Below are 13,382 nucleotides of genomic sequence, written 5' to 3' on the forward strand. Positions count from 1 at the left end.
AGGTCGCCGGGTGCCATCCGTGACCGCCGAAGACACCCTCCTGGACACCGCGGTCGTCGCCATCGGTGGCGCGCCGCGTGAGGGACAGGTGCGCATGGCCGAGGCCGTCGCCCGCTCCATCCGTACCGGTGCCCACCTCGCCGTGCAGGCCGGAACCGGAACCGGGAAATCGCTCGCCTATCTGGTGCCCGCGGTCGAGCACGCGGTGCGTTCCGGAAGCACCGTCGTGGTCTCCACATCCACGATCGCGCTGCAGCGCCAGCTCATCGACCGCGATCTGCCCCGGCTCGCGGACGCGCTCGAGAAACGGCTCGGGCGCCGTCCGGAGTTCGCGATGCTCAAGGGGCGGCGCAACTATCTGTGCCTGCACCGGCTGGACTCCGGTCCGGACGAGGACGAGGAACCCGAGGCCCTGTTCGACCCGTTCGCGGCCTCGGCGACCGAGCGGGCCGTGCGCAGGTTGCGCGAATGGGCCGAGCAGACCACCACCGGGGACCGCGATGAGCTCGTGCCCGGGGTCGCCGACAAGGCCTGGCGCCAGGTCTCGGTGACCGCACGGGAATGCCTCGGCCAGCGCTGCTCGCTGTTCACCGAGTGCTGGGCAGAGAAGGCCCGTGGTGCGGCGGGGCGCGCCGACATCGTGGTCACCAACCATTCGCTGCTGGCCATCGACGCCCTGGAGAGCGCACAGGTGCTGCCCGAGCACGAAGTGGTCATCGTGGACGAGGCGCACGATCTCGTGGACCGGGTGACCTCGGCGGCGACCGCGGAACTCACCGGGGCGATGGTGTCCACCGCGGTGCGCCGCTGCGGCAGGCTGATCGACGAGGCGACCGTGGACCGGCTCGGCGAAGCGGGCGATGCGGTGGCCGCGCTGCTCGGCGAACAACCCAGCGGGCGCCTGGATGTGCTGCCCTCCGCGCTCGGCAACGCGCTCGCCGCACTGCGCGATGCCGCGAAGGCCTGCCTGGACGCGTTCGGCCCGGCACGCAAAGAGGAACAGGACGCCGCCACCGCGCGCAAGATCGCCCTCGCCCTGCTCGACGACATGCACGAAACCGCCGAGCGGATGCTGCGCGCCTTCGACGCGGAACTGGGCGAGCGCTTCGACGTGGTGTGGTGCACGAACGACGGTGAGCGCCCCGCCGTGCTGCGCATCGCCCCGCTCACCGTGTCCGGGCTGCTGCGCGAGCGCCTCTTCGGGCAGAGCACCACGATCCTCACCTCGGCGACGCTGGCGCTCGGCGGCAGCTTCGAACCGCTGGCCAAACAGTGGGGACTGCCTGCCGAACGCGAACCCGCGGAACCGGATCCCGGGGCCAGCACCGAAAAACCCGCACCGTCCGATGTGGACACACTGCGCTGGACGAGCCTGGATGTCGGTTCCCCGTTCGAGCACTCCTCGCACGGAATCCTGTACGTGGCCAAGCATCTGCCCGCACCCGGCCGGGACGGTACCCCGCCGCCGGTGCTCGAGGAGCTCGCCGATCTGGTGGACGCCGCCGGTGGGCGCACCCTGGGCCTGTTCTCCTCGATGCGCGCGGCCAAGGCAGCGGCCGAATACCTGCGGGACAAGACCGAACTGCCGATCCTGTGCCAGGGCGAGGATTCCACCGGACAGCTGGTGCGCAAGTTCAGCGAAGACCCGTGCACCTGCCTGTTCGGCACCCTGTCCCTGTGGCAGGGCGTGGACGTTCCCGGGCCGTCCCTGCAACTCGTCGTGCTCGACCGGATTCCCTTCCCGCGCCCCGACGACCCGCTGTTCTCCGCGCGCCAGCGCAGCGTGGATGCCCGTGGTGGCAACGGATTCCTCACCGTCGCCGCCACCCACGCCGCCCTGCTGATCGCCCAGGGAACCGGGCGGCTGCTGCGCACCGTGGACGACCGCGGCGTGATCGCGGTGCTCGACCCGCGCTTCGCCACCGCGCGGTATTCGGGTTTCCTGCGTTCCTCGCTGCCGTCCTACTGGCCGACCAGCGATCCGACGGTGGCCAGGGCCGCACTGCACCGATTGGACAAGGCCGCGGGGTAGTTACCGGGCTGATTTCCGCCGTGCCCCTGGTACCGATGCTCGTAGATCCGGCGGATCCGGACTGCGGAACACCGTGCCGACGGCGAGGGCCATGACCTCGAGTGCAGCCCGCAGGTGGCGTGCGCGTGAGCCACACCTGCCCGCGGACCGGTTCGAGGGCTGCTGAACCGCGTCAGCTCCCGCTGCCGTATTCGCGGGTGAGGATCTCCAGGTTGTGCCCGTTCGGGTCCTCGAAGTACACCCCTCGGCCACCGTCATTGGTGTTGATGGTGTCCGGGCGGTTGTGCCCCGGATCGGCCCAGTGCCGCACTCCGCGGTCCTTGATCCGCCCGAAGATCTCGTCGAACTCGGCCTCGTCCACCATGAATGCGTAGTGCTGCGCGGGAATCTCGCCGTCGCGCTGCATGACATCGAGGGTGACCTCGTTGGCCGGTTTCACCATCAGGAAGGGGCCGAACTCCTCTGGTTCGGGCAGGCCCAGGATCTCGGTGAAGAACCGCGCGGTCTTCTCCCTGTCGTTCGCCGCGACGATGGTGTGGTTGAGCTGTACCGTCATGATCGCCGACCTCCTCGTCGGGTTCCGTCAACTGACATCCCCGACGATAGAAGCTCGACTTAACTGGAGGTCAACTGGCGAGCGTGGTGCGCACGGTCACAGTTCCCGGATCGACTTCGGTGTATCCGGCGTCCTGCACGGCGACGGTGCCCGCTCGTTCCTCGAGGGCGGCCCATTCGGCGGTCGCGGTGCGCACGGCACACGGATAACCGCGGGCCGCCCAGTCGGCGATCCAGTCCAACTCCCCCGCCTCGAGCGCGGCGGCGGCCAGCAGCATGCTCGCGTGCCCGACCTGGGCGGCCGCCTTGCCGAGCGTCATCGGCACCGTCGGGTTCAGCCACAGCACCGGCTCACCGGCCCGCGGTGCTCCCGGAGTGTCCGAGGGCAGTTCCGTGCCACCGACCTGGAGCCTGCGCACCGCCTGCGGTGCCTCGTCGACCAGGTGCGGAAGCAGGGCCCGCGCCTGTGCCCCGTCCTTGTCCACGGTGATACCCGGCAGTTCGGCGGCCGCGCGCCAGTGCGCCCCGCGGGCCCGCCTGGCCACCTTGCGGATCTGCACGTCCAGCCAGTCGTGCACCGGACGGTGCCAGGGCCCGTCCTCGGCGGTGCGGTCGTCGAGGCACACGGCGACCGCCGCGGAGGCCGCCGCCTCGAGCAGCGCGGTCCGCGCGGGTGGTTCGGCCTTCTCGATGCGCAGGATGACCGGCATCGCACGCACCTGTTCGGGCGCCTGCGGGGCCGGGCCGCGCTCGAGCAGCGGGCGAAGGGTCTCCGGGTGCACCTACACCGCCGGGCGGGCGGGTTCGAGTCCGTCGGCGAGGTCGGCCGCTTCCACCTCGGCGCGGGTCACCCCGAGCAGGAACAGGATCGGGTCCAGGAAGGGGTGCGAGAGCGCGGTGTCGGCGACCTCGCGCAGCGCGGGCTTGGCGTTGAACGCGACACCGAGACCGGCCGTGGTGAGCATGTCGATGTCGTTCGCCCCGTCACCGACGGCCACGCACTGCTCGAGGTCCACCTCGGCCTCGGCGGCGAACCGGCGCAGCGCGGTCGCCTTGCCCTTCCGGTCGATGATCTCGCCGACCACCCGGCCGGTGAGCTTGCCGTCCACGATCTCGAGTTCGTTGGCCGCCGCGAAGTCCAGGTCCAGTTCGCGCACCAGGCGGTCGATGATCTTGCCGAAACCGCCGGAGACCACGCCGCAGGTGAACCCGATGCGCTTGAGGGTGCGCACGGTGGTCCGGGCGCCGGGGGTGAGTTCGAGCGCTTCGGCGACCTCGTCCAGCACCGAGGCGGGCAGCCCTTCGAGGGTGGCCACCCTGCGGCGCAGCGATTCGGCGAAGTCGATCTTGCCGGCCATTGCTTCCTCGGTCACCTTGCGCACCTGATCCGCGCAGCCCGCGTGCTCCGCGAGCAGTTCGATGACCTCGCCCTGGATGAGGGTGGAGTCCACGTCGAACACGACCATGCGCTTGGCCCGCCGCGCCAGCCCTACCGGCTCGACACTGATGTCCACCCCGATGCGGGCCGCCGCATCGGCGAGCGCCCTGCGCAGTTCGGTGTCCGAACCGACCGCGTCCGCGTTGTTCTCGTCGATGGACACCCGCAATTCGAGCCCGGTGACCGGGTAGTCGGCGATGCGCCGGATGGAGTCGATGTTCACCCCGAGCCCGGCCAGGGTCCGGGCGACCTCGGCGAAGGCTTTCGCCGTGACCGGCCTGCCGAGCACGACCACCGCGTGACTCGGCTCCGCGATGTGCGCGGTGGCCGTGGCGTCCGCACCGATCAGCACCTCGACGTGCATGCGCACGCTCGCCATGCCCTGTTCGACAGCTTCCTGCAGGCCTTCCGGGTCACCGGGAGCCTCCACGAGAACCCCGAGCACGAGCCGTCCGGAGATGACGACCTGTTCGACGTCGAGGATGTGCGCCTCGTGGCGGGTGAGCACGGCGAACAGCGCCGAGCTGACTCCTGGCTTATCCGGCCCGGTGACCGTGATCAGCACACTTGTAGGACTCACATCTGCGAGTCTTCACTGCTTGACTCACCCGAGCCAACAGTGCTGTGCGCCTTGTCACCGCCGTGGTCGACCGGCTTCCCGAAGAAGGACAGGTAGCGCTCCTTCTCCGCGCGTTCGGCGATGTGCGGGTAGTGCAGGTCGAAGGCGGGCCGTTCGGACCGGATCCGGGGCAGCGAGGTGAAGTTGTGCCTCGGCGGTGGTGTCGAGGTGGCCCATTCCAGGGACATGCCATAACCCCACGGGTCGTCCTGGGTGACGACCTCGCCGTAGCGGTAGGAGCGGAAGACGTTGTACACGAACGGCAGCACCGAGAAGCCCAGCACATAGGAACCGATCGTGGAGATCGTGTTCAGCGTGGTGAACCCGTCCGAGGCCAGATAGTCCGCGTAACGGCGGGGCATGCCCTCGTTGCCCAGCCAGTGCTGCACGAGGAATGTCAGGTGGAACCCGATGAAGGTCGTCCAGAAGTGGACCTTGCCGAGTTTCTCGTTGAGCATGCGTCCGGTGATCTTGGGGAACCAGAAGTACATGCCCGCATAGGTCGCGAACACGATCGTGCCGAACAGCACGTAGTGGAAGTGCGCGACCACGAAGTACGTGTCNGNGANNTGGAANTCNANCGNNGGCGNGGCCAGNANNANNCCGGTCANNCCACCGANCAGGAAGGTGNCNAGGAAGCCNANCGAGAACAGCATCGGTGTCTCGAAGGTCAGCTGCCCCTTCCAGATGGTGCCGATCCAGTTGAAGAACTTCACCCCGGTGGGCACCGCGATCAGGAAGGTCATGAAGGAGAAGAACGGCAGCAGCACCGCACCCGTGGCGTACATGTGATGCGCCCAGACACTCACCGAGAGCGCGGCGATACCGAGCGTGGCGTACACGAGGCCGCGGTATCCATACAGCGGTTTCCGGGAGAACACCGGGAAGATCTCGGAGACGATCCCGAAGAACGGCAGCGCGACGATATAGACCTCGGGGTGCCCGAAGAACCAGAACAGGTGCTGCCAGAGGATGACCCCGCCGTTGGCCGGATCGAAGGCGTGCGCCCCGAGCACCCTGTCGGCCATCAGGCCCATCAGGGCCGCGGTCAGGATCGGGAAGGCGAGCAGGATCAGGATCGAGGTCACCAGGATGTTCCAGGTGAAGATCGGCATCCGGAACATCGTCATCCCCGGAGCGCGCAGCGTGATGACCGTGGTGGTCATGTTCACCGCGCCCAGGATGGTGCCCAGACCCGAGACCACCAGTCCGGCCACCCAGAGGTTCCCGCCCAACCCCGGCGAGTGGATCGCGTCGGAGAGCGGGGTGTAGGCGAACCAGCCGAAGTCGGCCGCACCGCCCGGGGTGAGGAAGCCGGAGAGCACGATCAGTCCGCCGAACAGGAACAGCCAGTAAGAGAAGGCGTTCAGCCGCGGGAACGCCACATCGGGCGCACCGATCTGCAACGGGAGCACGAAGTTCGCGAAACCGAACACGATCGGGGTCGCGTACAGCAGCAGCATGATCGTGCCGTGCATGGTGAACAGCTGGTTGTACTGCTCCTGGGACAGGAACTGCAGGCCCGGCCGGGCCAGCTCGGTGCGCATGAGAAGCGCCATGATGCCGCCGACGAGGAAGAACCCGAACGCGGTCACCATGTACATGACGCCGAGCTGCTTGGGGTCCGTCGTGCGGAACATCGAAAGCAGATACGAGCCCTTCGCCGGGGTATGCGCGTGATACGCGCGGGTAGCGATCGGCTTCGGAGCTACCGCCGTCACAACTGCCTCCTGCACACTGCGTGGTTCCCGTACCGGCACACAGGGTTGACCGGCACACAGCGATGGTATCCCTCTGCGTATCCGACGGAAACGGCAACCCAAGTGATCTTGCTGGGATGATCCTCGCATGACCGAGCTGGCCGCCCTCGTCGAGTTCGCCGAGGGGTACGGAGTGCGCTGTACTGAGCCACGGGTACTCCGCGACCGGGCCAACCTGCTCGTGCACCTGCATCCCGCCCCGGTCGTGGCGCGCCTGCCCGGCCTGGTCCGCGCCCTGCGCCGGGACACCGAGCGCCGTCTGAGCGTGGATCTGGAGCTGGCCGGGTTTCTGCACGAACGGGGCATTCCGGTCGTCGCACCGAGCACCGAGCTGCCGCCGGGGCCGCACCGGATCGGGGGACGGAGCTGCACGTTCTGGACTTTCCACCAGTTGGTCGGCGGCACCCCCGGTCCAGGGGAGATGCGAACCGGTATCGCGGCCATGCACGCAGCGCTGTCCGGCTACGAGGGTGACCTCACAGGACTCGGCCCACTCGCTGACCTGCGGCTCGGCCTCGAGCGTCTGGACTGGAGCGATCAGGAGCGCGTGATCATCGACACGAAGATCGAGCGGTTCGCGAGATTGCTCGCCGAACTGCCCGCCCAACCGCTGCACGGGGACGCGCATTCGGGAAACGCCCTGGTCACCACGCAGGGCCTGGTGTGGACCGACTTCGAGGACAGCTGGCGCGGACCGGTCGAATGGGATCACGCGGTCGCCGCGCTCGGTGCCGTGCCCGTTGGTCCGCCCCAGCGTGGTGCCGCCGTCGACCAGTGCTCGGCACTGCGCGCCTTGCACGGTGCGATGTGGCAACAGGTACTGCGACCGGGCACCGAGACCGCGGCGCGGGCGAGGGCGAGGCTCCTCGTATGACCGAGCTCGCCGACCTCACGGACTACGGCCCCTACTTCACCGTGCGCACCGGTGCGGGTTCCGGGCCGCGGCTCGCCGAGCTCTACCGCTCCCCCGGACTCGTGCGCGCCACCATCGAGCAGACCGGCGCGGCCCTCGGCGGTGTCCCCGACCGGGTCGCCGCCGGTACCTGGCACCTCGCCTGCTGCGCCTACCTCGTGTCACCGCCCCTCGGCGGGTGCGCACACGGCGAGCTCCCGCTGCTCGATCCCGAACACACCTGGTGGAACACGAGTGAGCCGGTGCGGCTGTCCACCCTCGAACCCACCTGGCTGCCCGCTTCTGCGGATGGCATGCGCACCGTGCTCGACACCCATTTGGTGCCGCTGCTGCACAGCGTGCGGGCCGCGGTCAAACTCGCCGAGCCGATCCTGTGGGGCAACCTCGCCTCGTCCCTGGTCGGTGCCGCGCGGGTGCTCGGCGCCGAGGCCCCCTGGCCGCTCGTGCGGGACCTGCTCGACGGGCTCGGCGCCGGGGAACTCGATGAGCGGCTGCATTTCCGGCGCCGTTCCTGCTGCCTGTTCTATCGGGTACCGGGCGGCGGCTACTGCGGTGACTGCCCGCTCGGATAGGCCACTTACGGAAGCAGGGACAGGGCATCGACGTGGCCAGGGCGAACGACTGTGAAGTGCCGCTGGTCGAGTGTGGCGACCTCGGACACATTCAGCCGCTCGGCCACAGCGATAACAGCAGCATCGGTGGTGCCAAGAGGCAGGTCTCCATACTGCTCAACCAGTTCCGCCGCCCGCGCGTAATCAGCGAAGGACAGGTCCCCGACTTGAAAAGTTCCGTCAGCAAGTGACCGCAAGAAGAACGCTTCGGCCTGCGCACCGACTCTGGTGCCAAGGAGGTAGCCCACTTCGGCAACAACGGGAGCGGGCACGATCATCTCCCGATTGGCCAGATGCAAGCCGGTGAAGAGGTCCACGCACCGTCGGTAGTCAGGATCCCGATGAAATGCCGCTGCGACCAGCGGGCCGGTGTCAACGATGATCACTTGTACTGGCCGAAGCCCTCGGCAAGCAGTTCGTCAGCACGGGCGCCCACCGCAGTGCCATCACCAGACGCGATGCCGAAAAATTTCGGTGGCCACGGCCTGTCATGCACCGACCGAAGGTGCCGACGAACATCGGCAAGCACAACTGGCACCTGGTCGTCCGGGATCTCGTTGACCAAGCGCTCCAGTTCCTCGCGGGCACCGCTCATACTCCCACTCTACGGCACTGACCAGGCCATCGCTGGTAACAACGCGAACTCAAGGGGTAACGACCTGTCGGGTACCGGGCGGCGGCTACTGCGGTGACTGCCCGCTCGGATAGGCCACCGTCAGCAGGTGCGCGCTCGCGCCGAGCAGGGCCGGTTCGGTCTCCACCCGCCGCAGGCCCTCGAGCAGCCGCCGGGCGGACCCGGGAGCGGCGAGGCGTTCGGCGAGCACTTCGTCCCCGAACAGCCAGCTCGCGCCCTCCACGGCGTAGGTGACCGGATCGGTGAGCCCGGCCTCGCGTGCCTCGGCGGCGAGCTCGTCCGGGTGGTGGAAGTAGGCGGTGGTGAACCAGTCCGGCGGGGCGTCCTCGCGCGGATGGTGCCCGATGCCTCCGAGGTCTCCGTCGATGAGCGAACGAAATGCCGGGTCCGCATCGAGTCCGAGGCGCATACCGTCGTGCAGCGAGGCGAACCGGCTGATTCCGGCGACCGCGACGCAGCCGCGGCTCACCCGGGCCGCCTCGCGCCAGGCCGCGATCCGCTCCGCGCGTTCAGTCAGGTGGTAGAGCGGGCCGAGTACCAGCACCGCGTCGAAGCTCCCCTCGGCGAACCGCAGTTCCCTCGCGTCCCCGAATTCGGCGTCCAGCCCGGCCTCGCGCGCCTGCGTCACGTGCTTCTCGGCCGCATCCACGAGGGTCACCCGATAACCGAGCCCGGTGAGCCAGTGCGCGTACCGGCCGGGTCCGCCGCCGAGATCGAGGATCCGCGACGGGCTCGCGGGCAGATGCCGCGACAGAATGTCCTTGGTGCGCAGGAACTCGACCTGACCGTGTGGGCTCTCCAGCCTGCGTTCCTCACTGATGTCGGCGTAGTGGCGCAGCATCGACGCATCCATGCGCGAACCCTGCCAGGCCGCAGCTCCCGCGGCCACCGATTTGTTCCGCGCCTACCGAGCGCAGCTCGGCGAGCGCCGGACTCACGCGGCTCCGACCGGGAAAGCGCTGATTGGGAAGGCGCTGATCCGGAAGGCGCTGATGAAGGGGCTTTCCTGCACGGTGTCCTCGCCGACCTCTTCGAGATACAGCCGAACTGCCTCGATGAGGTCGGTCTTCGCTTCATCGATCCTCCGGCCTTGCGAGGCGACCCCGCCATACGAGCCCCGGTCCGGCCACCCGGATGGGACCGGAGAACGCGCCGCGCGCGGCCGCGATCGCCCGCGCCGGATCGGTACCCGGCCACAGATGGGTCAGCAGGAGCTCGCCGACCCCGGCTTCCCGGGCGTACTCACCTGCCTGGCGGGCGCTGGACAGGTAGGCGGCGTCCTCCTCGGGCACGCTCTCAGGGTAGGTGGCCTCGGCGAGCAACACATCGGCGTCCGCGGCGAGCTCGGTGATCGCGGCACTCGGTCCGGTGTCCCCGGTATAGGCCAGCCGATCCCCACCCGTGACACGCAGGCCGAGGTTCGGCACGTGGTGCGGCAGGAGCACCGGCAGCACCTCGAACGGCCCGATGCGCACCGGTTCGCGCGCCCGCAGTTCGTGCACCCGACAGGCGGAGCGCACCGCGGCGACCTGGTCGAGCGCGAGTACCCGGTCGAGCGCGTCCCGCGGGGCGTGCACCGGCAGCGGCGGCTCGCCTTCGAGCGCACGGGCCCGCAGCAGCGGATTCAGATCGGCGCAGTGGTCGGGGTGCCCGTGGGTGACGGCGACGGCGTCCAGTTCACCCGCGGCGAGGTACCGCTGCAGTGCGGCGAAACTGCCGTAGCCGGGATCGAGCAGCAGCCGGTACCGCTGGTGTTCGAGCAGGTAGCCGCTACACGGCTGCTCGGCGCCCGGCCAGGCGCCCGCCCCGCCGAGCACGGTGAGTTTCATCGGTCGAAGAGGGCGAGCAGTTCCTGCTTGCCGAACATCTCGGCGGACTGGCGCGCGGTCGGTGCCCCGGCATCCGGGTCGGCACCGCCCTCGGCGAGCACCCGCACCACGTCGTTCTCCCCTTTGAACACGGCCCCGGCGAGCGGGGACTGGCCGCGGTCGTTGAGCTTGTCCGGATCCGCGCCCCGGTCGAGTAGCGCACGCACGGTTTCCGGGTGCCCGTGATAGGCGGCGAGCATGAGCAGCGTGTCTCCGGATTCGTTGGCGAGGTTCACCGGAACCCCGGCTTCGACATAGGCGTCGAGTTCGCCCGTGTTTCCGGTGCGCGCCATGCCGAACAGCCGGGTCGCGAGCTCGACGAGATCTTGGTCATCGCCCATATCCGGATTCTGGCATGTTTCCGGTTCACGGCCATATGCTGACCGGATGCGACCGGCTCGACTGCTGTGGCGTACCTGCGCCCACGCGCTCAATGGCAAGCCAGGCACGAACGAACACCAGCTGCGCAGGGCGGTGTTCGGCAAGACGGTGCTCGTCACCGGTGCCTCGTACGGGATCGGTGAGGCGACCGCCCGGCTGCTCGCCGGTGCGGGGGCGACCGTGCTGCTGATCGCCCGGTCCGCGAAACGACTCGATGAGGTGACGGCCGCGATTCGCGCGGACGGCGGGGACGCGCACGCCTATCCGGCCGATCTGACCGATACCGACTCGGTGGACGGGCTGGTCGCCCGGATCCTCGAGGCGCACGGCCAGGTCGATGTGCTGGTGAACAACGCGGGCAAGTCGATCCGGCGTTCGATCGAGCTCTCCGAGAACCGGTTCAGTGATTTCCAGCGGACCATCGACATCAACTACCTCGGCCCGGTCAAGCTCACCCTCGCGCTGCTGCCCTCGATGCGCGCCAGGGGCTCCGGTCATGTGGTGAACGTGTCCACCTGGGGCATGCGAATGTCGCCCGGGGCGCGCTGGGCGGCGTATTCGGCTTCCAAGGCCGCCTTCGACACCTGGTTCCGCACTTTCGGCAAAGAGGTCCGCTCGGCGGGCATCACCACCACGAGTGTCTACATGGGACTGGTGCACACCAGGATGAGTGCGCCGACCGCGGCCCTGCGCAGTGTTCCGGGCCTGAGCCCGCAGGAGGCCGCCGGGATCCTCGCGGACGCGATCGTCACCCGCAAGCTCAAGATCGAACCGCCGTTCATGGCACCGCTCGCGATCGGCCTCTACACCTTGCGCACCCCGGTGGAACTGCTCAGTGCTGCGCTGTACCGCTTCGGCTCGGACAGCGAGGCTTCGATCGCCGCGGTGCGCGAGCAGGAACCCCGGCGCTCCCAGGTGTCCTAGAGCGCGTCCGGGACGCGGGAGCAGGACAACTCCCGCCGGTCCTCGAGGCCGCACCAGCACCGAGAGGGCACGCGAAGGTACCTCGCCGACCTCGCCGCGCAGCAGGGCATGGGGTTCCCGGACGTGCTCTCGGCATCACAGGTGCCGCAGCTTCGGCCACAGCACCGACCACGGAGCACGCAGACCGGAGCAGCGCCAGATGGGCACATCCTTGGTGGCGCCGGGAAGCCCGAGCCGCGCATCGGCTGTCCCCACCGGTTCCAGGTTCGCACAGATCGGGTCGAACACCACCCGGTCCCCGACGGCGAGCGCGGGGCGCGCCGAATCCGGTGGTGCGCCGAAGTAGCCGAATCCGCGGGATGGGCTGTACACCGGGGGTAGTCCGTAGCGGGGTCCGTACCGGTCCAAAGCGCTTGCCTGCCAATAGGATTCGGCCAGCAGCACCGCACCTTCCCGTTCGTGGGGCGCCAACCCGCGGTAGGCGCGCGCGGTACTCGCGGTGAGTTCCCGCCAACCGAACTGGCCGTTGATGCTCAGCTTCGTCGCCAGTTCCGCCTGCCCGTGCACCGGTTCCACGGAATCGGCGGGCTGCCAGGGAAGCACGTACAGCGCCGAACCGATCGAGGCCGAGGTCAGCACACCCGACACGGTCTTACCGGGGATCCGCAACCGACGCCTGCCCAATTCGGCGGCACCGGCGGCCATCAGGGCGGCGAAGATCCCGGCCACGTAGTACTCGCGCCCATTCAGCACCAGGAACACCGCGAACAGCAGCGCGGTGGTCAGCACCAGAAACCGATAGTCGCGCAGGTGTTCCGCGCGCACCAGGCGCCACAGGCCGTAGCAGAGCAGCGGAACACCGAGCACCCCGGCGAGCGCGATGGCGAGTGGGATGAACAGCGGCCGCCCGGAAGCGAACTCCTGTTCGCTAGCCACCACCGAACTCATGCCCAGTTGCGGCCAGCCGTGGTTCGCCTGCCACACAAGGGAAGGCAGCATGCTCAGCACCACAATGGCCGCGCCGAGCCAGAGCATCGGCCGGGTGAGCATCCGGCGCGGCCCGAGCAGCAGCACCGCCACCCCCGCGCTCAGCCAGAAAAACGGGATCAGCCATTTCACCTGCATGTCCACCGCGGTCGCGATACCCGCGCCGAGTAGCAGCAGGTCGTTCCCGGTACGCACCCAGCGCACCAGGAACCAGGTGATCAGCACCCACAGTGCGGTGTCCACGGTGTTCGTCGCGAGAATATGCCCTTGCAGGAAAAGGAAAAACGAGCTCGCGTACGCGGTAGCGGACAGCAGTTGCGCGCCTTTCCCCCCGCCGAATTCCCTGGCGAGCAACCCGGCGAAGAACACGGCACCCGCCGTGATCAGTGCGGCGGGAACGCGCAGAGCGAACACCGAGCCGGGCGCGATCGAATCCATGAGGTATGCGAGCAGCGGGAGAACCGGCCCCTGATCGGCATAACTGAATTCCAGGCGGTGCCCCGCGGCGAGGAAATACAGTTCATCGCCGAAGTACCCGTACCGGCTCGCGAAAACGAGCAGCAGCACGAGACTCGCGAGGGTGATCAGCGATACCCCCAGTTTCGCGAATGGCACGGGCAATTGGGGTTCCACGCGATTTTCCGCGGTCAGCGTTGCCAT

General features: G+C 68.7%; 15 protein-coding genes. 5 read left to right on the forward strand and 10 right to left on the reverse strand.

The window, feature by feature from the left end:
- Window positions 1-10 precede the first annotated feature (10 nt).
- Window positions 11-2,032 carry an ATP-dependent DNA helicase gene (locus tag A37U_RS0131585; RefSeq protein WP_020500684.1) on the forward strand — a complete coding sequence of 674 codons (2,022 nt, stop codon included), beginning with the start codon at window positions 11-13 and terminating at the stop codon, window positions 2,030-2,032.
- A 172-nt stretch (window positions 2,033-2,204) separates the two neighbouring features.
- On the opposite strand, the gene A37U_RS0131590 is transcribed toward A37U_RS0131585, so the two are convergent.
- The 4 genes from A37U_RS0131590 to ctaD all read right to left on the reverse strand — a co-directional run bounded on the left by A37U_RS0131590 (window position 2,205) and on the right by ctaD (window position 6,365).
- Window positions 2,205-2,588, reverse strand: a complete 384-nt coding sequence (locus A37U_RS0131590) for a VOC family protein (protein ID WP_020500685.1) — start codon at window positions 2,586-2,588, stop codon at window positions 2,205-2,207.
- 70 nt (window positions 2,589-2,658) lie between these two features.
- Window positions 2,659-3,369 (reverse strand): peptidyl-tRNA hydrolase, encoded by a 711-nt coding sequence (locus tag A37U_RS0131595; protein ID WP_020500686.1) that lies wholly within the window; start codon window positions 3,367-3,369, stop codon window positions 2,659-2,661.
- Window positions 3,370-4,605 (reverse strand): phosphoserine phosphatase SerB, encoded by a 1,236-nt coding sequence (gene serB / locus A37U_RS0131600; protein ID WP_026197804.1) that lies wholly within the window; start codon window positions 4,603-4,605, stop codon window positions 3,370-3,372.
- On the reverse strand, window positions 4,602-6,365 hold the full coding sequence (gene ctaD / locus A37U_RS0131605) for an aa3-type cytochrome oxidase subunit I (protein WP_020500688.1): 1,764 nt from the start codon (window positions 6,363-6,365) through the stop codon (window positions 4,602-4,604). The genes serB and ctaD overlap by 4 nt, the downstream gene beginning before the upstream one ends.
- Before the next feature lie 127 nt (window positions 6,366-6,492).
- Here ctaD and A37U_RS46335 point away from each other — a divergent pair, with 127 nt between their 5' ends.
- Together A37U_RS46335 and A37U_RS48760 are read left to right on the forward strand one after the other, a co-directional pair.
- The gene (locus tag A37U_RS46335) at window positions 6,493-7,278 is read left to right on the forward strand and encodes a phosphotransferase (protein ID WP_020500689.1); all 786 of its coding nucleotides are present in this window, start codon (window positions 6,493-6,495) and stop codon (window positions 7,276-7,278) included.
- Window positions 7,275-7,889, forward strand: coding sequence for a (2Fe-2S)-binding protein (locus A37U_RS48760; protein ID WP_020500690.1), 615 nt, complete (start codon window positions 7,275-7,277; stop codon window positions 7,887-7,889). Before A37U_RS46335 ends, A37U_RS48760 begins: the two co-directional genes overlap by 4 nt.
- A gap of 5 nt (window positions 7,890-7,894) precedes the next feature.
- On the opposite strand, the gene A37U_RS0131620 is transcribed toward A37U_RS48760, so the two are convergent.
- Both A37U_RS0131620 and A37U_RS0131625 read right to left on the reverse strand, forming a co-directional pair.
- A complete protein-coding gene (locus A37U_RS0131620; protein ID WP_020500691.1) occupies window positions 7,895-8,314 on the reverse strand; it encodes a type II toxin-antitoxin system VapC family toxin in 420 nt (139 codons plus the stop codon).
- Entirely contained in the window at window positions 8,311-8,523 is a 213-nt protein-coding gene (locus A37U_RS0131625; protein WP_020500692.1) for a hypothetical protein, read from the reverse strand. The genes A37U_RS0131620 and A37U_RS0131625 overlap by 4 nt, the downstream gene beginning before the upstream one ends.
- Before the next feature lie 32 nt (window positions 8,524-8,555).
- Between A37U_RS0131625 and A37U_RS55140 the strand changes: the two genes are divergently transcribed.
- Entirely contained in the window at window positions 8,556-8,636 is an 81-nt protein-coding gene (locus A37U_RS55140) for a (2Fe-2S)-binding protein (RefSeq protein ID WP_420806273.1), read from the forward strand.
- Here A37U_RS55140 and A37U_RS0131630 read toward each other — a convergent pair.
- From A37U_RS0131630 to A37U_RS0131640, 3 genes are all read right to left on the reverse strand, one after another.
- On the reverse strand, window positions 8,609-9,415 hold the full coding sequence (locus tag A37U_RS0131630) for a class I SAM-dependent methyltransferase (RefSeq protein ID WP_026197805.1): 807 nt from the start codon (window positions 9,413-9,415) through the stop codon (window positions 8,609-8,611). The two genes, A37U_RS55140 and A37U_RS0131630, sit on opposite strands and share 28 nt — an antisense overlap.
- A gap of 220 nt (window positions 9,416-9,635) precedes the next feature.
- Window positions 9,636-10,391 carry an MBL fold metallo-hydrolase gene (locus A37U_RS0131635; protein ID WP_020500694.1) on the reverse strand — a complete coding sequence of 252 codons (756 nt, stop codon included), beginning with the start codon at window positions 10,389-10,391 and terminating at the stop codon, window positions 9,636-9,638.
- Window positions 10,388-10,771 carry an ankyrin repeat domain-containing protein gene (locus A37U_RS0131640; protein WP_020500695.1) on the reverse strand — a complete coding sequence of 128 codons (384 nt, stop codon included), beginning with the start codon at window positions 10,769-10,771 and terminating at the stop codon, window positions 10,388-10,390. Before A37U_RS0131640 ends, A37U_RS0131635 begins: the two co-directional genes overlap by 4 nt.
- Window positions 10,772-10,817: 46 nt before the next feature.
- On the opposite strand from A37U_RS0131640, the gene A37U_RS46345 reads away from it, so the two are divergent.
- Window positions 10,818-11,735, forward strand: a complete 918-nt coding sequence (locus A37U_RS46345; RefSeq protein ID WP_063712856.1) for an SDR family NAD(P)-dependent oxidoreductase — start codon at window positions 10,818-10,820, stop codon at window positions 11,733-11,735.
- A gap of 135 nt (window positions 11,736-11,870) precedes the next feature.
- On the opposite strand, the gene A37U_RS0131650 is transcribed toward A37U_RS46345, so the two are convergent.
- On the reverse strand, window positions 11,871-13,382 hold the full coding sequence (locus tag A37U_RS0131650) for an ArnT family glycosyltransferase (protein WP_020500697.1): 1,512 nt from the start codon (window positions 13,380-13,382) through the stop codon (window positions 11,871-11,873).

The sequence above is a fragment of the Sciscionella marina DSM 45152 genome (assembly GCF_000379465.1).
Classification (GTDB): domain Bacteria; phylum Actinomycetota; class Actinomycetes; order Mycobacteriales; family Pseudonocardiaceae; genus Sciscionella; species Sciscionella marina.

What these genes read in the sequence shown, in the direction of transcription:
- A37U_RS0131590 (WP_020500685.1), bottom strand. Translation starts at nt 2,588, where the DNA reads ATGACGGTACAGCTCAACCACACCATCGTCGCGGCGAACGACAGGGAG.
- A37U_RS46335 (WP_020500689.1), top strand. Translation starts at nt 6,493, where the DNA reads ATGACCGAGCTGGCCGCCCTCGTCGAGTTCGCCGAGGGGTACGGAGTG.
- A37U_RS48760 (WP_020500690.1), top strand. Translation starts at nt 7,275, where the DNA reads ATGACCGAGCTCGCCGACCTCACGGACTACGGCCCCTACTTCACCGTG.
- A37U_RS0131625 (WP_020500692.1), bottom strand. Translation starts at nt 8,523, where the DNA reads ATGAGCGGTGCCCGCGAGGAACTGGAGCGCTTGGTCAACGAGATCCCG.
- A37U_RS0131630 (WP_026197805.1), bottom strand. Translation starts at nt 9,415, where the DNA reads ATGGATGCGTCGATGCTGCGCCACTACGCCGACATCAGTGAGGAACGC.
- A37U_RS0131635 (WP_020500694.1), bottom strand. Translation starts at nt 10,391, where the DNA reads ATGAAACTCACCGTGCTCGGCGGGGCGGGCGCCTGGCCGGGCGCCGAG.
- A37U_RS0131640 (WP_020500695.1), bottom strand. Translation starts at nt 10,771, where the DNA reads ATGGGCGATGACCAAGATCTCGTCGAGCTCGCGACCCGGCTGTTCGGC.
- A37U_RS46345 (WP_063712856.1), top strand. Translation starts at nt 10,818, where the DNA reads ATGCGACCGGCTCGACTGCTGTGGCGTACCTGCGCCCACGCGCTCAAT.
- A37U_RS0131650 (WP_020500697.1), bottom strand. Translation starts at nt 13,382, where the DNA reads ATGGCAACGCTGACCGCGGAAAATCGCGTGGAACCCCAATTGCCCGTG.